Annotated in this window: 19 protein-coding genes and 1 riboswitch; of the genes, 14 read left to right on the forward strand and 5 right to left on the reverse strand. The window is 68.7% G+C overall.

Features of this window, described 5'->3' with window-relative positions:
- The first annotated feature begins 89 nt into the window (after positions 1-89).
- Genes CFB89_RS19330 through CFB89_RS19340 form a run of 3 tightly spaced genes read left to right on the forward strand, consistent with a single transcriptional unit; the run spans position 90 to position 3687 of the window.
- Positions 90-1766, forward strand: a complete 1677-nt coding sequence (locus CFB89_RS19330) for a methyl-accepting chemotaxis protein (RefSeq protein WP_089469244.1) — start codon at positions 90-92, stop codon at positions 1764-1766.
- The gene (locus tag CFB89_RS19335) at positions 1763-2275 is read left to right on the forward strand and encodes a chemotaxis protein CheW (RefSeq protein ID WP_089469245.1); all 513 of its coding nucleotides are present in this window, start codon (positions 1763-1765) and stop codon (positions 2273-2275) included. The genes CFB89_RS19330 and CFB89_RS19335 overlap by 4 nt, the downstream gene beginning before the upstream one ends.
- The gene (locus tag CFB89_RS19340) at positions 2272-3687 is read left to right on the forward strand and encodes a protein-glutamate O-methyltransferase CheR (RefSeq protein ID WP_089469246.1); all 1416 of its coding nucleotides are present in this window, start codon (positions 2272-2274) and stop codon (positions 3685-3687) included. The genes CFB89_RS19335 and CFB89_RS19340 overlap by 4 nt, the downstream gene beginning before the upstream one ends.
- 64 nt (positions 3688-3751) lie before the next feature.
- Here the strand turns inward: CFB89_RS19340 and CFB89_RS19345 are convergent, their stop codons facing one another.
- Positions 3752-4804 (reverse strand): RNA-guided endonuclease TnpB family protein, encoded by a 1053-nt coding sequence (locus CFB89_RS19345; RefSeq protein WP_089469247.1) that lies wholly within the window; start codon positions 4802-4804, stop codon positions 3752-3754.
- A gap of 92 nt (positions 4805-4896) precedes the next feature.
- On the opposite strand from CFB89_RS19345, the gene CFB89_RS19350 reads away from it, so the two are divergent.
- From CFB89_RS19350 to CFB89_RS19370, 5 genes are all read left to right on the forward strand, one after another.
- Positions 4897-5607 carry a chemotaxis protein CheW gene (locus CFB89_RS19350; RefSeq protein ID WP_089469248.1) on the forward strand — a complete coding sequence of 237 codons (711 nt, stop codon included), beginning with the start codon at positions 4897-4899 and terminating at the stop codon, positions 5605-5607.
- Positions 5604-7913, forward strand: a complete 2310-nt coding sequence (locus CFB89_RS19355) for a hybrid sensor histidine kinase/response regulator (RefSeq protein WP_089469249.1) — start codon at positions 5604-5606, stop codon at positions 7911-7913. The genes CFB89_RS19350 and CFB89_RS19355 overlap by 4 nt, the downstream gene beginning before the upstream one ends.
- On the forward strand, positions 7910-8929 hold the full coding sequence (locus CFB89_RS19360; protein ID WP_089469250.1) for a chemotaxis response regulator protein-glutamate methylesterase: 1020 nt from the start codon (positions 7910-7912) through the stop codon (positions 8927-8929). Before CFB89_RS19355 ends, CFB89_RS19360 begins: the two co-directional genes overlap by 4 nt.
- Positions 8930-9007: 78 nt before the next feature.
- Positions 9008-9112: riboswitch (Fluoride riboswitch) on the forward strand.
- Positions 9113-9191: 79 nt separating this feature from the next.
- Positions 9192-10433, forward strand: a complete 1242-nt coding sequence (locus CFB89_RS19365) for a voltage-gated chloride channel family protein (protein WP_089469251.1) — start codon at positions 9192-9194, stop codon at positions 10431-10433.
- Positions 10434-10512: 79 nt separating this feature from the next.
- The gene (locus tag CFB89_RS19370) at positions 10513-11097 is read left to right on the forward strand and encodes a hypothetical protein (protein ID WP_089469443.1); all 585 of its coding nucleotides are present in this window, start codon (positions 10513-10515) and stop codon (positions 11095-11097) included.
- Between the two features lie 16 nt (positions 11098-11113).
- Here the strand turns inward: CFB89_RS19370 and CFB89_RS19375 are convergent, their stop codons facing one another.
- Complete coding sequence (locus tag CFB89_RS19375; RefSeq protein WP_089469252.1) at positions 11114-11827, reverse strand: riboflavin synthase subunit alpha; 714 nt, start codon at positions 11825-11827, stop codon at positions 11114-11116.
- 220 nt (positions 11828-12047) lie between these two features.
- The gene (locus CFB89_RS19380) at positions 12048-13910 is read right to left on the reverse strand and encodes an ABC transporter ATP-binding protein (protein ID WP_089469253.1); all 1863 of its coding nucleotides are present in this window, start codon (positions 13908-13910) and stop codon (positions 12048-12050) included.
- 489 nt (positions 13911-14399) lie between these two features.
- Between CFB89_RS19380 and CFB89_RS19390 the strand changes: the two genes are divergently transcribed.
- Positions 14400-15281 (forward strand): Dyp-type peroxidase, encoded by an 882-nt coding sequence (locus CFB89_RS19390; protein ID WP_089469254.1) that lies wholly within the window; start codon positions 14400-14402, stop codon positions 15279-15281.
- A gap of 104 nt (positions 15282-15385) precedes the next feature.
- Here the strand turns inward: CFB89_RS19390 and CFB89_RS19395 are convergent, their stop codons facing one another.
- Together CFB89_RS19395 and CFB89_RS19400 are read right to left on the reverse strand one after the other, a co-directional pair.
- Positions 15386-15787, reverse strand: coding sequence for an OsmC family protein (locus tag CFB89_RS19395; RefSeq protein ID WP_089469255.1), 402 nt, complete (start codon positions 15785-15787; stop codon positions 15386-15388).
- Positions 15788-15884: 97 nt separating this feature from the next.
- Complete coding sequence (locus tag CFB89_RS19400) at positions 15885-16808, reverse strand: LysR family transcriptional regulator (protein ID WP_089469256.1); 924 nt, start codon at positions 16806-16808, stop codon at positions 15885-15887.
- A 485-nt stretch (positions 16809-17293) separates the two neighbouring features.
- Between CFB89_RS19400 and CFB89_RS19405 the strand changes: the two genes are divergently transcribed.
- The 5 genes from CFB89_RS19405 (at position 17294) to CFB89_RS19425 (ending at position 22650) form a co-directional block, all read left to right on the forward strand.
- On the forward strand, positions 17294-18358 hold the full coding sequence (locus CFB89_RS19405) for a helix-turn-helix domain-containing protein (RefSeq protein ID WP_089469257.1): 1065 nt from the start codon (positions 17294-17296) through the stop codon (positions 18356-18358).
- Positions 18307-19623, forward strand: coding sequence for an Nramp family divalent metal transporter (locus CFB89_RS19410; protein ID WP_089469258.1), 1317 nt, complete (start codon positions 18307-18309; stop codon positions 19621-19623). Before CFB89_RS19405 ends, CFB89_RS19410 begins: the two co-directional genes overlap by 52 nt.
- Positions 19624-19703: 80 nt before the next feature.
- Positions 19704-20294: a phosphatase PAP2 family protein gene (locus CFB89_RS19415; RefSeq protein ID WP_089469259.1), complete on the forward strand. Its 591-nt coding sequence runs from the start codon at positions 19704-19706 to the stop codon at positions 20292-20294.
- 513 nt (positions 20295-20807) lie between these two features.
- Positions 20808-21596, forward strand: a complete 789-nt coding sequence (locus tag CFB89_RS19420; RefSeq protein WP_089469260.1) for an SDR family oxidoreductase — start codon at positions 20808-20810, stop codon at positions 21594-21596.
- 37 nt (positions 21597-21633) lie between these two features.
- Positions 21634-22650 carry an NADP-dependent oxidoreductase gene (locus CFB89_RS19425; RefSeq protein WP_089469444.1) on the forward strand — a complete coding sequence of 339 codons (1017 nt, stop codon included), beginning with the start codon at positions 21634-21636 and terminating at the stop codon, positions 22648-22650.
- Positions 22651-22694: the final 44 nt, after the last annotated feature.

Below are 22694 nucleotides of genomic sequence, written 5' to 3' on the forward strand. Positions count from 1 at the left end.
CGGGACCCCGATGCGCTCGTGGCGCGCCAACCGGCGCGCCAGGCGGGCGCGGATTTTTCAACGCTGAATTTAGAAAGCCCATAACGAACATGGCCACCTTGACGCCCCGCGCGACCAACGAAAGCCTGCATCCGACGATCGGCGCTGCCCGGCTGACGCTCGGCAATCGCATTCTGCTCAGCTTCGGCGTGCTGTTCGTGCTGATGCTGGCGACCGCCGGCGTGTCGTACGAGCGTCTGCGCGCGATCAACGCCGAAGCCGTCAGCATCGAGCGCGACTCGGTGCCCGGCGTCTATCTTGCGTCGTCGCTGCGCGGCGCGGTCAACGAGTCGTTCACGCTGCTGCAGCGCGGGGTCTTCGTCGACACCGAGTCCGACGCCGCGCAGCGCGATCTCGCGAAGATCGCCGACGCGCTGAAGGAAATCGAGTCGCTGTCGGTGGACTACCAGAACACGACGTTCCGCGACGACGACCGGCAGCGCTTCGCGGCGTTCCGCGGCGCCTACGATCACTACGTGCCGTTGCTGAACGAAGCGGTGCAGAACAGCCGCGCATCGCACGGCGAGGCGGTCGCCGCGTACGCGAAGACGCTGCCCGCATGGACCGAGGTCGTGCGCAACGCGAACGTGCTGGTGCAGGAGAACCGCAAGTTCGCCGAGCAGTCCGCGAGGATGATCCGCGAATCCGTGCAGGACACCGAGATCGTGCTCGCGACCGCGCTGGCGTTCATGCTGCTGTCCGCACTCGGGTTCGGCTACATGCTGTACCGCTCGGTCACCGTGCCGATGGCGCGGCTCGTCGAGGTGCACGACGTGATGCGCACCGGCAACCTGACCCATCGCCTCGATCTGCGCCGCCGCGACGAATTCGGCACGCTCGAGACCGGTTTCAACCGGATGGCCGACGAGCTGACCGAGCTGGTTTCGCGCGCGCAGCAGTCGTCGCTGCAGGTGACGACGTCGGTGGCCGAGATCGCGGCGACGTCGCGCGAGCAGCAGGCGACCGCCAACGAGACCGCGGCGACGACGACCGAGATCGGCGCGACGTCGCGCGAGATCTTCGCGACGTCGCGCGACCTGCTGCGCACGATGAACGAGGTGGCCGGCGTGGCCGAGCAGTCGGCGACGCTCGCGGGCGTGAGCCAGAGCGGGCTCACGCGGATGGGCGAGACGATGCGCAGCGTGATGGACGCGGCCGGCTCGGTGAACGCGAAGCTCGCGATCCTCAACGAGAAGGCGCTGAACATCAACCAGGTGGTCGCGACGATCACCAAGGTGGCCGATCAGACCAACCTGCTGTCGCTGAACGCGGCGATCGAGGCCGAGAAGGCCGGCGAGTACGGCCGCGGCTTCGCGGTCGTCGCGACCGAGATCCGCCGCCTGGCGGATCAGACGGCCGTCGCGACCTACGACATCGAGCAGACGGTGAAGGAGATCCAGTCGGCCGTGTCGGCGGGCGTGATGGGGATGGACAAGTTCTCCGAGGAAGTGCGCCGCGGGATGCTCGACGTGCAGCAGGTGGGCGGGCAGCTGTCGCAGATCATCGCCGAGGTGCAGACGCTCGCGCCGCGTTTCCAGATGGTCAACGAAGGGATGCAGACGCAGGCGAACGGCGCCGAGCAGATCACGCAGGCGCTGTCGCAACTGTCGGAAGCCGCGCAGCAGACGGCCGAGTCGCTGCGCCAGTCGTCGCAGGCGATCGACGACCTGACGCTCGTCGCGAACCAGTTGCGCACCAGCGTGTCGCGCTTCAAGGTCGACGCGTGACGCGCGCCGATCCGCAGCACGGCGCCCACGCGCTGTTCCTGATGTTCGAGCTCGACGGCGAGCGTTATGCGCTTGACGCGGCCGGCATCGACGAGGTGCTGCCGCTCGCCGTCATGAAGGCGGTGCCCGGCGCGCCCGACTGGATCGCCGGGCTGCTGATGCGCGGTGGCCAGCCGGTGCCGGTGATCGACGTGCCGATGCTGGCGCTCGGGCGGCGCGCGCAGGCGCTGCGCTCGACGCGGCTCGTGATGGTCCGCCATCGCTCCGGTCACGCCGATGGCGAGCGCACGATCGGCCTGATCGTCGAGCGGGCGACGCAGACGATGCGGATCGACCGCGCGGCGTTCCGCGCCAGCGGTGTATCGACCGCGCGCACGCGCTGGCTCGGGCGGGTCGCGAACACGCCCGACGGCGTCGTGCAGCAGCTGTCGGTGCCCGACCTGATCGACGACATGGCACGCCTGTATCTGTTCGACGGCCCGGCGGGCCACGGAGAGGAGTTCGCATGAACGCGTCCGAAGCGCGCTTTCGCGACTGGTTGCTGCGGGAGACCGGCATCGACACCGATTCGCTTGGCAACGATTTCCTGATGCGGGCGCTGACGGATCGCGTGCATGCGTGGCAGGCGGACGGCGAGCGCGTGCCGTCGGCCGCGCGCCCGCCCGTCACGCCGGAAGCGCTCGATGCGTACTGGCAGCAGCTCAACGCGTCGGCCGACGAACGGCGCGCGCTGATCGAGTTGTTCGTCGTCCCGGAAACGTGGTTCTTCCGCGACCGCGAAGCCTTCGCGACGCTCGCGCGGCAGGCCGCCGAACGGCTCGCCGCGATGCCCGGCCGCGTGATCCGCGTGCTGAGCGCGCCGTGCTCGACGGGCGAGGAGCCGTATTCGGCGGCGATGGCGTTGCTGGATGCGGGGCTCCCGCCGGGCAGCTTCGCGATCGACGCGATCGACCTCAGCGCGCGCGCGATCGAACAGGCCCGGCTCGGTTGTTACGGGCGCAATGCGTTCCGCGGGACGGCGACGGAGTTCCGTACGCGGTATTTCACGCCGACCCGCGATGGCTGGCTGCTCGACGAGCGCGTGCGCGCGTGCGTGCAGTTCAGTCACGCGAACCTCGTCGAACCGGCGGCCGACAACGGCATTCGCTACGACTTCGTGTTCTGCCGCAACGTGCTGATCTATTTCGACCGCGATGCGCAGGACCGCGTGATCCGCTCGCTCGACGCGCGTCTTGCCGACGACGGCATGCTGTTCGTCGGGCCGGCGGAGACGGGCGTCGCGATGCGGCACGGGATGCGCTCGGCGCGCGTGCCGCTGGCGTTCGCGTTTCGTCGCGAGCCGGCCGGCGCGGCGGCCGATGCAGGCGCGGCCCGGCCGGTTGCGCCGCTGTCCGCGGCGGCGCAGGACCGGCGCACGGAGCGCTTCACGCTCGCACCGCTCGCCGCGCCGCGCCCGGTGGTGGCCGTCGCGCCGCCGGGCTGGCTCGGCGACGTGCGCCAGTCGCTCGCGGCGGCGCAGCCCGTGCGGGCCGCCGCAGTCGACGCACGGGCCTCTCCGGCGGCGGCGACCGCCGTGGCGGCCGCACCGGCCTACGACGGCATCGCGCCGGCGATCGACGCTGCGCCGACGCTGGAGGATGCGCAGGCCCTGGCGAACGCGGGCGCGTTCGACGCGGCCGAGCGCGTGCTCGCGCAGTTCTCGGCGCGTGTCGGCCCGCATGCCGATGCGTTCTACCTGAACGGACTGATCGCCGATGCGCGCGGGCACGCCGCGGAAGCGAGCGACTTTTACCGCAAGGCGCTGTACCTGCGCCCCACGCATCACGAGGCGCTGACGCATCTCGCGACGCTGCTCGACGTCGGCGGCGATCGCGCGGGCGCGCAATGGCTGCTCGAACGCGCCCGGCGTTCGGCCGGCTGACACGACGACGGGAAATGGGACCGACACCGCGATGACCAGAGGAACCCTTGACGTCCTCCTCCGCTTAAAGGCGGAAGATTCCCACACCTGGCGATGCACGTCCGCATCGGAGAATGTTCAGCGCAGCGTTGGTATCTCGATCATGCTCGACACCACAGTCACTGCAGGTCCACTCTCTTATTCTCAGTCCCGCGATACCTTTCGGCCGCGTCGTGCTGTCTTTCGACCCGCACGACGAACAGGACTGGGTCGAACCGCTTTCGTCGACTTCATCGAACGTGACTCCGTGCGCCATCGCTTTGTAACGGAGCTTGTTTCGGAAGGACGACCAGGACGCGTCGTAGACGCTCTTCGCCATCCTGGTTCTGGCGAGTTTTGCGGCCGACACGTTGCCGACCGCGATGTAATCGAAGCGCCGCACCAGATCGAGCGCGAGCTTGTGTTGGAAATCGGCACGGGCGTTCGTCACTTTGGCGTGCAACTTCGCGATATGCCGCCTGTGTTTTCGCGCCCGTTGCGCTTTCGCGAGTTTCTCGGCCGCGCATCGACCGAACCGATCGTTAGGCAGCTTCTCGCCGGTCGAAAGTGTGGCGAAGTCTTTCAAGCCGAGATCGATGCCGACACCGGAACGGATAGGTCGGGCCAGTACATCGGGCATCTCGATCACGATGTTGAGAAACCAGTTGCCGCGTGCATCCTGCGCGAAGTTGGTTCCATCCTTGATCTTGCCTTCGGGAAGCGGTCGGCTGTTGAACACGCGGAAGGTGTTGCCGGCGAAACGAAACGCGTCGCCCTCGCGCTTCAAGTCACGCCCCTTCAGCGGCACCCAGCCCAGCGATTTCCTGCCGCGATAGCGCAGGTAGGGCCGACGGTGCTGGCTGCGCGACTTCGCGTATTGCTCGCACGCCGCGTTGATCGTGCCGGAATGAATACCAAGTTCCTTGCTACTCCCGGTCGTCAGCACGTTCAGGTCAAACCCGGTCGGCCACTTCTTGCTCCACTTGAGCGCGTGCTTCTGCGTGTCGTTGCAGAAGTTCCAGACGTAGTTCACCGCACGGCTCTGCTTGTTGAGCAGTCCGTTGAGCGACTTCACCCGGTAGCGGTAGACAAGGATCATGCCGGTGATCCTAACTCGTGGAAGAAGCTGCCTGTCAACAGCACGCCTTTCCTTCCCGCCATCAATGGCGGGGTCTCTCGGAGAAAATTCTGATGAACCGCGCCGCTGCCACTGACGACGCGACGCTCGACGTCGACGATTGCTGGAACCGGATCGGCACGCGCGGCGACCGCTCGTGCGAGCGGCTGAACGACTGCCTGCGCTGCCTGAACTGCCCGGTCTACGCGTCGCACGCGGCGAAGCTGCTCGAGCGTCCGCTCGACGTGGCCGAGATGGCGGACGTCACGCGCCGGATGAGCGCGTTCGGCACGGCGCGTGCGGGCGACGACGACGGCGATACGCACCATGCGGCGCTTGCGTTCCGGGTGGCCGACGAATGGCTCGCGCTGCCGATCGGCGTGCTGCGCGAGATCGCCGGCACGCGCCCGATCCATTCGCTGCCGTATCGCCGCCATTCGGCCGTGCGCGGCGTGGTCAACATTCGCGGCACGCTGCGCATCGCGATCTCGATCGGCGCGCTGCTCGGCCTCGATGCCGGCAAGGCCGGCAACGGCGAGGGCGGTGGCGACGGCCGTTTCACGCGGCTGCTGGTGGCCGCGCACCAGGGCGAGCCGGTGGTGTTTCCGGTCGACGAAGTCGAGGGCGTGCTGCGCTTCGGCACGTCCGACTGGGTGCCGGTGCCCGCGACGGTCGGGCGCGCGAGCGCCGGCCTGTCGCGCGGCGTGCTGTCGTGGCGCGGCAAGTCGGTGGGCCTGCTCGACGACGATCGTCTGTTCGACGCCGTGACACGGAGCATGCGATGAGCGGCGATGACGACCTGAGCCACCTGTCGCTGCTCGAGCTGTATCGCGAGGAGACGCGCACGCAGACCCAGGCGCTGTCGGAGCGGCTGCTCGCGCTCGAATCGGGCGAGCCCGATTCCGTCGCGCTCGAAGCGTGCATGCGCGCCGCGCATTCGCTGAAGGGCGCCGCGCGGATCGTCGGCGTGCCGCTCGGCGTGGAGATCGCCGGGCGGATGGAGGAGTGCTTCGTCGCCGCGCAGGCCGGCACGATCGCGCTGACGGCCACGCACGTCGACGTGCTGCTGGCCGGCGTCGATTTGCTGGTGCGCGTCGGCGATCCGCAGGGGCAGCCGGTGTCGCAGGCCGAGATCGACGTGTTCGCGGCGGCGCTCACGGGCGCCGACGGCGCGCAGACGATGCAGGCGCCGGCCGCGGTGCCGCCGCCGGTGCCGCCGTCGTTCGTGCCGTATCGCGATCATGACGGCGCCGCGAACGAGCCGGTCGGCGCGGGTGCCGCGGTGCCGCCGCTCGCCGTGTCGGGCACGGTGCCCGATCCGGTCCAGGCCGGCCGCGTGGCGGGCGCCGGCGCGATGCGCCGCGTGCGCGCCGATACGCTGAACCGGCTGCTGAGCCTGTCCGGCGAATCGCTGGTCGAATCGCGCTGGCTCAAGCCGTTCGCCGAATCGATGCTGCGCGTGAAGCGTGCGCAGCGCGACGCGGCCCGTTCGCTCGACCTGATGGTCGAGCAGTTCGCCGACGATCTCGACGCCGGCATGCTCGCGTCGATGAACGAAGTGCGGCACATGCTCAACGACCTGCAGCGCTCGCTCGCCGAGCGCATGGACGAATTCGACCGCTTCGAGCGGCGCAGCACGCATATCGCCGAGCAGTTGTACGACGAGGCGCTGCAGTGCCGGATGCGGCCGTTCGGCGACGCGACGCGCGCGTATCCGCGCATCGTTCGCGATCTCGCGCGCTCGCTCGGCAAGCAGGTGCGTTTCTCGATCGTCGGCGAAGGCACGCAGGTCGATCGCGACATCCTCGACCTGCTCGACGCGCCGCTCGGCCACCTGCTGCGCAACGCGATCGACCACGGCGTCGATTCGCCCGACGCGCGGCGGGCGCGCGGCAAGCCGGCCGAGGCGAGCGTCACGCTCGAGGCGCGCCACAGCGCCGGCTCGCTGCTCGTCAGCGTGATCGACGACGGGCCGGGCGTCGACATGGACGCGCTGCGCGCGGCCGTCGTGCGCCAGCGCCTGACCGACGACGAGACGGCCGCGCGGCTGTCCGACCCCGAATTGCTCGAATTCCTGCTGCTGCCCGGCTTCTCAATGCGCGATGCGGTGACCGACGTATCGGGGCGCGGCGTCGGCCTCGATGCGGTGCAGGAGATGGTGCGCGGCGTGCGCGGCGCGGTGCGGATCTTCAACGAGCCGGGCGCCGGCATGCGCTTCGTGCTGCAGTTGCCGCTCACGCTGTCGGTGATCCGCAGCCTGCTCGTCGAGGTCGGCGGCGAGCCGTATGCGTTCCCGCTCGCGCATGTGCGCCGCACGCTCGAACTCTCGCACGACGACATCGACGTGCTCGAAGGGCAGCCGCATTTCCCGTTCGACGGCCGGCGCGCGGGCCTCGTCGCCGCGCACCAGTTGCTCGACGCGGGCGAACCCGACGTGGTCCGCGCCAGTACGGCGGTCGTGGTCGTCGGCGCCGAACCCGAGCTGTACGGTGTCGCGGTCGACCGCTTCCTCGGCGAACGGATGCTCGTCGTGCAGCCGCTCGACAGCCGCCTGCACAAGATCCAGAACATCGCGGCCGGCGCGTTGCTAGAGAACGGCGACCCGGTGCTGATCGTCGACGTCGAGGACCTGATCCGCTCGGTCGACAAGCTCGTGCGCGGCGGCCAGCTCGCGCGGGTCACGCGCGATCCGCAGCTTGCGCTGGCCGACCGGCGCCGCCGCGTGCTCGTCGTCGACGATTCGCTGACGGTGCGCGAGCTCGAACGCAAGCTGCTGGAAAAGCGCGGCTACGACGTGACGGTCGCGGTCGACGGGATGGAAGGGTGGAACGCGGTGCGCAGCGATGCGTTCGATCTCGTCGTGACCGACGTCGACATGCCGCGCATGGACGGAATCGAACTCGTCACGCTGATCAAGAGCGACCCGATGCTCAAGCGCGTGCCGGTGATGATCGTGTCGTACAAGGATCGCGACGAGGATCGCCGCCGCGGGCTCGACGCCGGCGCCGACTACTACCTCGCGAAGAGCAGCTTCCACGACGAAGCGCTGCTCGATGCCGTGCACGACCTGATCGGGGACGCACGGGGATGAACATCGGCATCGTCAACGACCTGCCGCTGGCCGTGGAGGCGCTGCGCCGCGTGATCGCGCTGCGCGCGGACCATCGCGTGCTGTGGGTGGCGACCGATGGCGACGAGGCGGTGGATTTCTGCGTCGCGCAGCCGCCCGACGTCGTGCTGATGGATCTCGTGATGCCGAAGGTCGACGGCGTCGCCGCGACGCGCCGGATCATGGCGCGCGCGCCGTGCGCGATCCTGATCGTGACCGCGAGCGTCAGCGCGAACACGTCGTCGGTGTACGAGGCGATGGGCGCCGGCGCGCTCGATGCGGTCGATACGCCGACGCTCGCGCTCGGGCTGTCGACCAACGCGTCGCCGCAGGCGCTGCTCGCGAAGATCGACCAGATCGGCCGGCTGCTCGAAAGCCGCACCGCGGCGCTCGTGCCGCCGGGGCCCGCGCCCGCGCGCGGACAGCCGACGCTCGTCGCGATCGGTGCGTCGGCGGGCGGGCCGACCGCGCTCACCGCGCTGCTGCGCGCGCTGCCGGCCGATTTCCCGGCCGCGATCGTGATCGTCCAGCACGTCGACCAGGCCTTCGCGTACGGGATGGCCGAGTGGCTCGACGGCTATACGCGGCTGCCGGTGCGCGTCGCGCGGCAGGGCACTGTGCCGGAAGCCGGCACGGTGCTGCTCGCGGCGACCAACGACCATCTGATGCTGTCGCCGCGCGGCGTGCTCGGCTATACGCGGCATCCGGTCGAAACGCCGTACCGGCCGTCGATCGACGTGTTCTTCAACAGCGTCGCGGACGGCTGGCAGGGCGACGCGCTCGGCGTGCTGCTGACGGGCATGGGGCGCGATGGCGCGCTCGGCCTGAAGGCGATGCGGGCGAAGGGCTGCTACACGATCGCGCAGGATGAAGCGACCAGCGCCGTGTACGGGATGCCGAAGGCGGCCGCGGCGGTCGGCGCGGCGGCGGCGATCCTGCCGCTCGAACAGATCGCGCCGCAGTTGATCGCGCGGATCGCGCTCGCGCCGCGCGACTGACCGCGCCTCGGGCAGGGGCCGGCGCTGCGTGGCGTGCCGGCGCCGCATTGCGTGCGTGGCGCGGCGTCGCGTACAATTGCGGCCTGCGGAGATGGCATGCCTCCCTGCGGTCGTTCCCGGCGCGTCGCGCGCGGGTGCGGCCCTCAACCGCCGGTTTGCCCGGCTGATGATGCCTGCGTGTTCCTGGGTCGTCAGGAGGTCGCAGGCCGTCCATCCGGTATTCTGCCGCCCAGGTTTTGATGTTCCGTCGAATCTGGAAATCATGTTTTTCACCACTTCTGCCGATCTTTTCGCAACCGTGCGCTACGTGTGCCGCTGGCTCGCGCTTTCCGCGCTGCTCGGCGTGCTCGCCGGCACGGCTTCCGCGCTGTTCCTGATCGCGCTCGACTGGGCGACCGGTACGCGCGTCGCGCATCCGTGGCTGCTGTGGGGGCTGCCGGCCGCCGGTTTCGCGACCGGCTGGATCTACCATCGCTTCGGCCAGTCGGTCGCGCGCGGCAACAACCTGCTGATCGACGAGATTCACGACCCGAAGGCGCTCGTGCCGAAGCGGATGGCGCCGCTCGTGCTCGTCGCGACTGTCGTCACGCACCTGTTCGGCGGATCGGCCGGCCGCGAGGGCACGGCCGTGCAGATGGGCGGCGCGCTCGCCGATCGCGTCACGCACGTGCTCCGTCTCGATCGCGAGCATCGCCGCGTGTTGCTGATGGGCGGCATCGCGGCCGGTTTCTCGTCGGTGTTCGGCACGCCGCTCGCGGGCGCCGTGTTCGGGCTCGAGGTGCTCGCGATCGGGCGCCTGCGCTACGACGCGCTGCTGACCTGCGTCGCGTCGGCGATCGTCGCGGACGTCGCGTGCCGCGCGTGGGGCGTCCATCACACGGCCTATGCGATTCCGTTCGTGCCGGCCGTATCGGCGACCGGGCTGGCCGTGACGGTCGTCGCGGGCATCGCGTTCGGCGTGGTCGGGCGGCTGTTCGCGTTCGCGACGCATGCGCTGACCGCGTGGTTTCGCCGCGTGATCCGCCATGCGCCGCTGCAGCCGGTGCTCGGTGGCCTGCTGGTTGCGGTGGCCGCGACCGTGCTGAACGTGCCGCAGTATCTCGGCCTCGGCATCCCGACGATCGAAGCGGCGTTTCACGGCCCGCTGCCGCCTTACGATTTCGCGGGCAAGTTCGCGTTCACCGTCGTCACGCTCGCGTCCGGGTTCAAGGGCGGCGAGGTGACGCCGCTGTTCTACATCGGCGCGACGCTCGGCAACGCGCTCGGCCAGGTGTTGGCGCTGCCGGTGCCCGTGCTCGCGGGGCTCGGCTTCGTCGCGGTGTTCGCGGGCGCGGCGAACACGCCGATCGCGTCGACGATCATGGCGATCGAACTGTTCGGTGCGGATATCGGCGTGTATGCGATCGTCGCCTGTGTCGTCGCGTATCTGTTTTCCGGGCACGCGGGGATTTATCGCGCGCAGCGCGTGGCGGTGGGGAAGGGCGCGCGGGTGGAGGCGGAGTGAGCCGGGGGCGGTCGATGTGGTTCGATCGCGGCGGCGCGACGCGATACCCGGGATGCAAGAAACGACCGACGGAGACCCGATGACGCTGGACGACTTTCTGAACGAAGCGAAGCAGCTTGCGCGGCCGTGCCGTCAGTACCGCTTCGCGGACGATGGTGAACCCGTCGCCGGGTACTGGCACGGGATCGGTGACGGCGTGTTGTGCATGTCCGTCGAGCACGACGGCAACTGGTTGAACGTGTATCTCGACGAAAGCGGCACGTCGGGCCACGTGGAGACCTCCACGCAACCTGTGCGCTCCGCCCACCCGCTGTGTCGATCCGACGCGATGTCGCTGCCGCCGGTCGACGCGGTGTTCCGCTTCGGTTCCGCCGCGATCGGCGCGTACCTCGACGCACACGGCTGGCAGCGCGACTGGGGATTCAACGGCAACTTCAAGGGCGCGGCCGCGCACGACTACGAGCGCGCATGGATGGCGCAATGCCCACTCTACACAGGCGACGTGGTGGCCGTCGTGGGCGGCTGGAGCATGCCATGGCCCGACGACGACTGGCATGAACTGATCGATCTCGAACTCGTCCTGTGGACGTTCGAGGAATCGGAGCCGTGGGTCGAGGTGTTCTTCGACGGAAGCCGGTACTCGGTGATCCAGCGGATCACCTAGCACGCGGGCATCGCGCTTACTGCTTCGGCAGCCGCGCGACATTGCGCGCGAGCAGTTCCTCGATATCGATACCTTTTTCCGCGAGCAGCGCGGTGACGACGCCGTTCAATTCGCCGAGCGTTTCCTTGACCGACTCGCGAATCGTATCCACGACGACCTGCGTGCTGCGCTCGATCTCGATGTTGACCTTATCGCTCACGCCCTTCGCATCGAACGTGGTCGCGCGGCTCGTTTCCGGAATCAGCCAGACGTCGAACCAGCCTTCGTCGCGATTGACGTCCGACACGGTGAGGCTGCAGCCGTTGATCGCGATGTAGCCTTTCGCGAACACATAGCGCTTGAATTCGGCCGGCACGCCGATGCGGATCATCCGGTTGTGCTCGGACGACGCAATGTGCGCGATGGTCCCCGTGAAATCGACATGACCGGACAGCGGATGCCCGCCGATTTCCGCGCCGTCCTTCGCGGCCCGCTCGACGTTGACGCGCGCGCCGGTCGTTAGATCGGCCAGCGTGGTGATTCGCAGGCTCGGCAGCATCACGTCGAAGTCGATCAGCACCGGCGAATGGATGGTCGTCACGGTCAGGCACACGCCATCGACCGACACGCTCGCGCCGATCTCGATATCGTCGGTGAACCGTTCGGGGAACGCGATGCTGAACGTTCTCAGCTCGCCGTGATCCTTGATGGCGTCGATGGTGCCAACGCCCTGAACAATGCCTGTGAACATGATCGATCCCTCGTCGCAAATTTCCTGGCCGACATGATAAGTGATCCCGCTGCCGGACACGCCGCGGCATGCGGGTGCGCACCGGCGCGCACCGGCCACGGATACAAAAAAGGCCGTGCGCGTGGCACGGCCTCGACCCAAATTAGCGGGTTCCGCTGGTTGGCCGACGCGACCCGGCGGCGATGACCGCGCCGCCGGGCCACATCGTGATGCGCTTGCATCAAACCCTCGCCGGCTCTCCCAGCGCGCCGGCATCGCGATCCGCCATGGGTCGCGGCGAATCGGCGAGCCCCTTCGCGAGCTCCAGCGCCTGCCGCTCGAACAGCCGGCGATAGATGCCGCCGTCGATGCGGATCAGCGCGTCGTGATTGCCTTCCTCGATCACCTTGCCGCGATCGAGCACCAGCAGCCGGTCGAGCGCGCGCACGGTCGACAGCCGGTGCGCGACGACGAGCGTCGTGCGGCCGACCATCAGCCGCTCCATCGCCTGCTGGATCAGCAGCTCGCTTTCGCTGTCGAGGCTCGACGTCGCTTCGTCGAGGATCAGGATCGGCGCATCGGCGAGGAACGCGCGGGCGATCGCGACGCGCTGGCGCTCGCCGCCCGACAGCTTGATCCCGCGTTCGCCGACGAGCGTGTCATAGCCGTCCGGCAGCGCGGCGATGAAGTCGTGCGCGCTCGCCAGACGCGCGGCGCGCTCGATGTCGGCGCGGCTCGCATCGGGGCGCGCATACGCGATGTTCTCCGCGAGCGTGCGATGGAACAGCACGGGCTCCTGCTGGACGATCGCGATCTGGCTGCGCAGCGAATCCTGCCGCACTTGCGCGATGTCCTGGCCGTCGATCGTGATGCGGCCGCCCGACACGTCGTACAGGCGCTGGATCAGCTTGATGAACGTCGTCTTGCCCGAGCCGGAATGGCCGACGAGGCCCACGCGCTCGCCGGGCGCGATCCGCATCGAGAAATCGTCGTACAGCGGCACCGGATGGTTGCCGTAGCGGAACGTCACGTGTTCGAAGCGGATCTCGCCTTGCCCGATCCGGATCGCCGGCGCGCCGGGGCGATCATCGATGCCGAGCGGCTGACGTTCGAGCGCGACGAGTTCTTCCATGTCGTTCACCGAGCGCTGCAGGTTGCGGATGTGCATGCCGACGTCGCGCAGGTAACCCTGCAGCATGAAGAACATCGTCAGCGCGAACGCGATGTCGCCGACGCTCGCCTCGTCGTTCATCCACAGCCGCAGCGCGACGCCGATCATCGCGGCCTGCATCGCGACGAGCATCGCACCCTGCAGCCCGCCGTTGAACGTGCCGCGCACCCACGTGCGGCGCGTGCGCTGCCGCCACTTGCCGATCACGCGTGCGAGCCGCGCTTCCTCGCGCGTTTCCGCGCCGAACGCCTTGACGACCGCGTTGCAGCTCACGGCGTCGGCGAGCGCGCCGCCCATGCGCGTATCCCACAGGTTGCCGAGGCGGGCGGCCGGCGCCACGATGCCGAGCGACACCGCGACCGTCACCGCGATGTACAGCAGCGAACCCGCGCCGACGACGAGCCCCATCACCGGCCAGTGCGTGCCGAGCAGCACGGTCGCGCCGACCAGCATCGCGACCGACGGCAGCAGCGCGATCAGCACGGTGTCGTTGAGCAGGTCGAGCGCCCAGATTCCGCGCGTGATCTTGCGCACGGTCGAACCCGCGAAGCTGTTCGCGTGCCAGTCGGTCGAGAAGCGCTGCACGCGGTGGAACGACGCGGCGGCGATCTCGCTCATCATCTTCAGCGTGAGCGTGATGATGTTCAGGTAGACGCCCTGGCGCAGCACCGTCGCGCCGATGCCGAGCGCGGCGAGCGTGCCGAACGCGACGAGGGCCGAATGCCACGCGGCGGCGCGGTCGGTCAGGCCGGTCGACAGCGCGTCGACGAGGCGGCCGGCGAACAGCGGCGTGAGGACGTCTGCGAGCGCGGCGAGCAGCGCGAGGCTCGCGACCGTGGCGATGCGCGCCGGCTGCTGGCGCCAGTAACGGATGGTGAAGCCGAAGACGGCCTGGAATGCGTGGCCGCCCAGATGGGAGGTTTTTCTGGTCATGTATCGTTGCCCGGCGCATCGCGCGACGGGACTTTCCGGTTCGGAGAACGTCGAAAACGCAACAGCCGGGCCGCGCGACACACGCGGGGCGGAACGAAACGGGCTGTCGGGAAGAGCGCGGCTGACGGGTTAGCGGAAAACTCGGGAGCCGGCGCGGACGGCGGGCTGGATCAGCTGCGCCGTGGGACCACGTTCGGGAAGGTTGCTGGCATTCGGAACATCTGCACCTCCCTGAAGTGAACGGTTGAATGAAAGGACGCCGAAAAGACGTGCAGCGATTCTATCAGGACAGTCGCGGGCGCCGCAATGTCTGACGAATGCGGCGTTGCTGCGTCGATACGGTTAGTATTCAGGGTTTTGGCCCCTTTTCGCGTACGTTGCGCGAGGGCGGGCACGGAGCCGGTGCGCGCATCGATTACACTTCCGCGTCCGCGGCGCGCGACGACGCGCGGCCGCCCGGCTTTACTGCGAACCATTCCCGAGGAAACGATGAGCGACGTTCAGCAAGGCATCCTGGCTCCGATCGATACGGCAGCCCGATACCTCACTTTCACGATGTCGAACGACGGCAATGTCGCCGCGGCGCTGGCCGCGCTGCGCGAGATCGTCGACGGACGCGACACGGTGGTCGGTTTCGGACGCGCGCTGGCCGCCTATCTCGGACACCCGGTGCCGGGCCTGACCGACTATCCGGCGTTCTCGGTGAACGACCGCACGCTGCCGGCGACGCCGGCCGACGTGTGGGTCTGGCTGCGCTCGGACGACCGCGGCGAGATCGTGCTGCGCGCGCGGGCGATCGAACGCGCGCTCGCGCCGGCGTTCGCGCTGCAGGAGGCCGTCGACGGCTTCCGCTATTCGAACGATCGCGACCTGTCCGGCTACGAGGACGGCACCGAGAATCCGGAAGGCGACGACGCGGTGGCCGCGGCGATCGTCGCGGGGCAGGGTGCCGGGCTCGACGGCTCGAGCTTCGTCGCGGTGCAGCAGTGGGTGCACGACTTCGACCGGATGGAGCGTATTCCCTCGGGCGAGATGGATCACATCGTCGGGCGCCGCCGTTCGGACAACGAGGAACTCGACGACGCGCCCGAATTCGCGCACGTGAAGCGCACCGCGCAGGAAAGCTTCGCGCCCGAGGCGTTCATGCTGCGCCGTTCGTCGCCGTGGTCGGACACGCGCCGGGCGGGCCTGTACTTCGTCGCGTTCGGCTGCTCGTTCCGCGCGTTCGACGTGCAGATGCGCCGGATGAGCGGCGCGGAAGACGGGATCGTCGACGGGCTGTTCCGCTTCACGCGGCCGCTGACGGGCGCGTATTTCTGGTGCCCGCCGATGAAGGACGGCAAGCTGGACCTCGCCGCGCTCGGACTGTAAGCGCCGGGCAGGATCGACGAACGGGCGGGCCGCGCTGGATGCGCGGCCCGCCCGTTTCGTTTTTCAAGCTTTCGAGCGGCAGTGCGACGGTGCCCGCCGCTGCGTCAGTTCAACGTCGTGTCGATCCGCGTGCCGCGCTTGATGAACTGCGTCACCGGGGTTTTCTCGCAGATTTCCGCGAGACGCTGGCGTTGCGCGTCGTCGAGCGGGCCGTCGAGCGTCACGACGCGGCGCACGTATTGCACGCCTTCGCGATCGGCATGCAGTTCGGTGCGCACGGCGATGCGCACGGCCGGCCACGTCTTGCGCTGCATGTACATGCGCAGCGTCGCGGCCGTGCATTGCGCGAGCCCGGCCAGCACGAACTCGTACGGCGCCGGCCCGCGATCCTGGCCGCCTTCGCGCGGCGCTTCGTCGCCGGTCAACGCGTGCGTGCCGGCCTGCAACTGGACGACGTAGTCGGGCGCGTCGGCATCGAGGACGGCGGCGGCGTGGATGAGCGACATGGCAGGTCTCCGGTAAGCGAATAAAGGAAAGGGGGCGCCGCGTGGCGGCGTGCAGCCGCCAGCATACCGTTCCGGCCGCGCGGGCGTGCGCCGCGTGCTACGCGTCGACGATGCCGGCGCTGCTGCGCACGAGCGCGGCGATGCGTTCGCGCACCCACTGATGCGCGCGGTCGGTGTCGCGCGACTCGTGCCAGTACGCGAGCAGCGGGAACGGCTTGAGCCGCAGCGGCAACGGCCGCACGGCGATCGGCAGCAGCGCGGCCATGCGCAGCGCATAGGTGTGCGGCAGCGTGACGAGCAGGTTGCCGGCCGCGGCGATCTGGCAGGCGGCGAAATAGTGCTGGCAGGTGAGCCGGATGTCGCGAAAGCGCCCGTCGTTGCCGAGCAGGACGTCGAGCGATTGCGGCTCGCCGAGCGACGATACGGCGATATGCTTCGCCGCGAAATAGTCGCCGCGTCGCAGCGGGTCGCGCGCCAGAGGATGATCGCGGCGCAGCGCGACGACGAGCGAATCGTCGAGCAGATGTTCGGTGGCGATGCGCGGGCCGGTCTGCACGCGGCGATCGACGACGAGATCGAGGTTGCCCGACGCGAGTTCGCGTTCGATGTCCGGCACCGCGATGCGGCGGCTGACGAGCCGCAGGCCGGGCGCTTCGTCGGCGAACGCGGCGACGATGCGCGGCAATGCGATGGATTCGAGCACGTCGCGGATGCCGACCGCGATGCTCAGGTCGAGCGTCGCGGGATCGAGCGCGGACGGATCGCGCGCGGTGCCTTGCAGCCCTTTCAGGTGTAACTGCACGTCCGCGATGATCGATCGCGTGCGCTCGGTCGGCACGACGCGGTTGCCCTGGCGCACGAATAGCGGATCGTCGAAATGCGCGCGCAGCCGGTTGAGCGCATGCGTGACGGCCGGTTGCGTCAGATGCAGCGCACGGGCGGCCGCGCCGATGCCGCCGTGCACGTAGACGGCGTCGAGCACGCGAAACAGGTTCAGGTCGAGACGATGATCGGCGGGCACGGAGCGCGGACGGCGTGGTGAAGGACGGACCGATTCTAAAGGATGCGCAGGCAGCGGATGCGCGGGTTGGCATACGCGGCGATCGCGTGCGTTCGATGCATGTCGATACCGTTCGCGCCGATACGCGAGCGTCCGTTTTGCCGATGTGCGACGCAATCGAGCACGCACCTTGTTGAGCATGACGGCCGCAATAATCGGCCGCATCGCATACGCGATTCTGCGGCGGCATACCAGCGGCGCGTAGCAGCCTGTAGTAATCCGCCATCATGCTGTCCCCGTCGGCCATTTCGCGCCAAAGGCGCTACCCGTTCGGCTAAGATGCCGTCGCTTCATATTTCGGGATAGCCGTCCTGTCGCACGCATTCAAACCAAATATAAGCCTGACAGTTCGACGGTATTAGAAGAAGTCGAACAAGTCGGGGGCTTGGCCAGTGAATGCAGCAGATCAGCGGTGGGTCATTATCTATTTGAGTACGGGGTTTTCGTTGGCCCAGGCCGCGCGTCTTGGCGAGGCCTTCAACCTGGCGAATCGCCTGCATGGATACGGCGTGGATTATCAGCTCAAGTACGTATCCGAAAGCGGGGGACTGTTGCAGTCGTCGTCCGGCGTGAGAATCGCGGCCGATCCTTTCGGAGACGAACACAGTCGCCGTGCGTGCGCGTTCTTTCATCTTCATGGCGAGCGCGCGGCCGTCAATTGGGACGACGCATTGCAGCAGCGCCTGGCCGACGTTCGCCAGCATGCGCGCTGGATCGTCGATGCGATGGACCTGCCCGCGCTCGCCGCCGCGCGGCGGCCGTCGTCGTCGATCGACGTGCGGCCCGGCAGGGCGCGGCGCCGCGCGCCCACGACGATCGAATCGCGGGCCGGCGAGACCGACGTGTTTGCCGCCGCGCTCGACATGTTCCGCGCCGACCTCGGCGACGGCGCCGCGCAGGAGATCGCCAGCAACATGATGCGGCCGGTCGAGCAGCGCTATGTTCAGTCGATGTGGGCGTTCCGCGAACTCAGCGCGAGCCCGTCGATCCGGATGTCCGCGCAGCGGTTGCGCGTGCAGAGCGTGAATCGCATCTCGATCGCCAACGCCGCGCAGGCGGCCGCGATGAGCGAGCGCAATTTCCTGCGACGCTTCAAGAAGGAAATCGGCGTGACGCCGACCGAGTTCGTCCAGCACGTGCGGCTCGAACGGGCGTGCCACATGCTGATCCATACGACGCTGCCGGCCGACAAGGTCGCGCGGCGCACCGGGTTCGGCAGCGGCGAGCGGCTCGCGAAGCTGTTTCGCCAGCGCCTGTTGATGTCGCCGACGGAATTTCGTGTCGCCGAGCGGGAAAGAATCCTCGCGCACGGCGCGGCGTCGTCCAATCCGGATGACGGAGCTGCCGCCGCGTGTTGCGACGGCGACGGGGCGAATTGCGACGCGTGCGCGGCGGCGCGCGAGAAAACGGGACGGATACCCGTAGAATCGTCGTGTCGCGACCTCGATTCCCGGTTTCCATGTCCTTCCTCCCCACTACCGCCACCGCCCCTTTCTGCCCGTCGGAAGTAAAGGGCAGCATCACGGTCGACGCCACCGCGCCGCGCTGGCAGAAGCTCAAGCGTTTCTTCGGCCCCGGCCTGCTGGTCGCGATCGGCTATATGGATCCCGGCAACTGGGCGACCGATATCCAGGCGGGCTCGCAGTTCGGCTATTCGCTGCTGTGGGTCGTCGCGTTCTCGAGCCTCGCGGCGATCTTCCTGCAGATGCTCGCGGCGCGGCTCGGCCTCGTCGCGGGCAAGGATCTCGCGCAGGCCAGCTACGACCGCTACGGCCGGTTCGGCCGCGTCGTGCAGTGGATCACCGCCGAAGTGTCGATCATCGCGTGCGACATCGCGGAAGTGCTCGGCTGCGCGCTCGCGTTCAAGCTGCTGCTCGGCGTGCCGCTCGCGTGGGGCGTCGTGCTCACCGCGCTCGACACGGTGATCGTGCTCGGCCTGCAGGGCAAGGGGGTCCGGCAGATCGAGGCGATCGTGCTCGGGCTGATCGCGACGATGGCGTTCTGCTTCGTCGCGCAGGTGGCGATCACGCCGCCCGACTGGCACGCGGTGGTGGGCGGCCTCGTACCGGGCGACCCGGGCCACGACCGCAAGGACGCGATCGTGCTCGCGCTCGGCATCGTCGGCGCGACGATCATGCCGCACAACCTGTACCTGCATTCGTCGGTCGTGCAGACGCGGCATGTGGTCGGCGGCGCGCGCGGCGTGATCCGCGACACGCTGGCGCTCGTGCGCATCGATACCTGCGTGTCGCTGTTCGTCGCGATGCTCGTCAACGCGGCGATCCTCGTCGTCGCGGGCGCCGCGTTTCATGCGACGGGCCAGCACAACGTGACCGACATCGAACAGGCGTACCGGCTGATCACGCCGATCGCCGGCGGCGCGGCCGCGCTGTTGTTCGGCATCGCGCTGCTCGCATCGGGGCAGAGCTCGACGCTGACCGGCACGATCGCCGGCCAGGTCATCATGGACGGTTTCCTGCATACGAAGATCCCGTGCTACCAGCGCCGGCTGATCACGCGCGGGCTCGCGCTCGTGCCGGCGCTGATCGGTGTGCTGTGGCTCGGCGACGGCTCGGTCGGGCGACTGCTCGTCTGGAGCCAGGTGCTCCTGAGCCTGCAGTTGCCGTTCGCGATGTGGCCGCTGATCCGCTCGGTCAGCGACCGCAATACGATGGGCGAACACGCGATCGGCCGCGGGATGCAGGTGGCCGCGTGGGCGCTGTTCGCCGTGATCACCGGCACGAACCTGCTGCTGATTACCGGTGTCGCGGGTTGATACAGCCTGTCACAGGCTGACACAGGCGTGCGGCGCGCATGCGGTAAACTGCCGCCTTTGGATCGACCCCGAAGTCCGTTATGTGGAGTGAAATCAGCAATATCGGCGATGCCGCGCTGACCTTGCCGATCGCGCTGACCTGCGCGGCATGGCTCGTGCTGACCGACTGGCGCCTCGCCGCCCGCTGGGGCGTGCTGCTGGCCGCCGGCATGGGGCTCGTCGGCGCGACGAAGATCCTGTACGCCGGATGCGGCGTCGAGCTTCCGCAATTCGATTTCCGCGTGATCAGCGGCCATACGATGCTGTCGACGTCCGTGTGGACGGTCGCGCTGTCGATGCTGTGGCAGGCGTTCCGGCCGGGCAAGGCGCCCGGCATCGCGGCCGGGCTGGCCGTCGGCGCGATCACGGCCGTCGCGCGCGTGTTCGATCATTCGCACACCGTGCCGGAAGTCGTCGTCGGCTGGATGCTCGGCGCGCTGGTCGCGCTGGCGTTCCTGCGCGGCTACGACGGCGCGCGGCAGCGCGCGTTTTCGCCGCGCGTCGCGGCGGCGTGCCTGCTGCTGGTGTCGGGCATCGCGTACGGGCACCGTGCGCCATTCCAGCAGATGATCGACACGCATTCGCCGCAGCTCTGCGCGTTCGTGCGCGCGCCGTCGGGCGACCGGTTCTGACCGGTACCGAAGGCGGGCCTTCGGCGCCGCCTTCCTGCCGCTGGCGTTCGTCCGGCGTTTTCCCGGGTTTTCCGGCGGGTCGCACGATGCCGCGCCGGTTCATTTTTCCGACTGCTTCCCCCTGTTTCCCCGGTCGAGGGGAGCGCAACGCCCGGTATCCCGAAAATCCGCCCGCTCGCCAGTCCGCCCGGTCGGCCCGCTTGGGCTCGCGCATCGACGCCGGTACGCGCTGGTCATGAACGATGTCTATGACCGGGCATAACGAATATTCATTTCATCGATTGGCGGCATTCGCGTACGCTGGCTGTCGTTCAACCGCAGGACAGCCAGCCCGGCCAAGCAGGCATGCGTCGCGTTCATCTCGATATACTCGCGGAAACCGTGCGGCGCGTCGTCACGTCGGCGCACCGGCCACCGGCGCACGTCGACCGGCAGCGGGCCTGAAAGCACGGAAAGCCCGGACACCTCGTCGCGGCAACATTCCGCGACGACGATTCAGACAGGAGCAGGCACATGACAATCGTTTCTCCGCGCCTCGCCGGCAAGTGCGCATACATCACGGGCGCCGCGGGCGGCCTCGGCCGCGCGATCGCGCGGCGGATGGTCGAGCAGGGTGCGCACGTGTTCGTGACGGACATCGCCGAAGCGGCGGTGCTCGACGCGCTCGCACAGGAACTCAACGCGGGCCGCGCGACGCCGGTCGCATTCGCCGCGACCCAGGACGTGCGCGACGAAGCGCGCTGGCAGACGCTGCTCGCACAGGCGACCGATGCGATGGGCGGGCTGTCGGTGCTCGTCAACAACGCGGGCGTCGGCTCGATCGGCTCGCCCGCGCAAATCGAGCTGGACGAATGGCGGCGCGTGATGGCGATCAACGTCGAGAGCATCGTGCTCGGCTGCAAGCATGCGCTGTCGTATCTGGCCGAGAGCCATCCCGCGTCGATCATCAACATCTCGTCGGTCGCGGCGTTCAAGGTCGAGCCGGATTTCACCGCGTACAACGCGTCGAAGGCGGCGGTCGCGTCGTTGACGAAGTCGGTTGCGATCGATTGCGCGCGCCGCGAGATCGACGTGCGCTGCAATTCGATTCACCCGGCGTTCATCCGCACGGGGATCGTCGAGCCGCTGTTCCAGTCGCTCGGCGAACGCGACGCGACGCGCAAGCTCGCGCGCGGCATTCCGCTGCGCCGGCTCGGCGAGCCTGACGACGTCGCGCATGCGGCCGTGTATCTCGCGTCCGACGAGAGCCGCTTCGTGACGGCCGCCGAACTCGTGATCGACGGCGGCATGTGCGCGGTCTGACGCGCATCCCGAACCACAACGATTGGAGGAGAACATCATGTCGACACCCGTGAATCGCCAACTGCTGCTGAAGACGCGCCCGGAAGGGCGGGTCGGCCGCGAACATTTTTCGCTCGTCGAGACGCCGGTGCCGGCGCTCGCCGACGGCGAGGTGCTCGTGCGCGTGCTGTATCTGTCGATGGACCCGACCAACCGCGTATGGATGAGCGACGTGCCGCAGTACCTGCCGCCCGTCGCGATCGGCGAGGTGATGCGCGCGCTCGGCATCGGCCGCGTGGTTGCGTCGCGCAACGCGGGGTTCGCGGAAGGCGATCTCGTGCAGGGGCTCGTCGGCTGGCAGGACTACGCGGTCGTGCCGGCCGAGCAGGCCGCGCAGCTCGTGAAGCTGCCCGCGCAGTCGGGCCTGCCGCTGCCGACGCTGCTCGGCGCGTGCGGGATGAGCGGGTTGACCGCGTACTACGGGCTGACCGACATCGCGCCGGTGCAGCCGGGCGAAACGCTCGTCGTGTCGGCGGCGGCCGGTTCGGTCGGCTCGATCGCCGGGCAGATCGGCAAGATCCACGGCGCACGGGTAGTCGGCATCGCGGGCGGCGCGGACAAGTGCCGCTACTTGACCGAGACGCTCGGCTTCGACGCGGCCGTCGACTACAAGGCCGACGATTTTCGTCAGCAACTGAAGGCGGCGACGCCGGACGGCGTGCACGTGAACTTCGAGAACGTTGGCGGCGAGGTGATGCGAGCGGTGCTGTCGCGGATGGTGATCGGCGGGCGCGTCGCGCTGTGCGGCGTGATCTCGAACTACAACAGCGGCCGGGCGGCCGACGACGTCGGCGTGCTGATCTCGAAGCGGCTGACGATGCGCGGCTTCCTGATCCTCGACTACCGCAAGAGCCGCGAAGCCGTGCAGACGCTTTCCGGCTGGCTGCGCGATGGCCGGCTCAAGGCCGAGGAAACCGTGGCCGATGGGCTCGAAAATGCGCCGGACGTGCTGAACCGGCTGTTCGATGGCGACCATCGCGGCAAGCTCGTGCTGCGTGTCGATTCGGATGCGTGAGCCGCAGCGCTCGCACGCGCTGAGTCAGCGCTTCCGATAAATTC

This window comes from Burkholderia sp. AU16741 (assembly GCF_002223345.1).
GTDB lineage: Bacteria > Pseudomonadota > Gammaproteobacteria > Burkholderiales > Burkholderiaceae > Burkholderia > Burkholderia sola.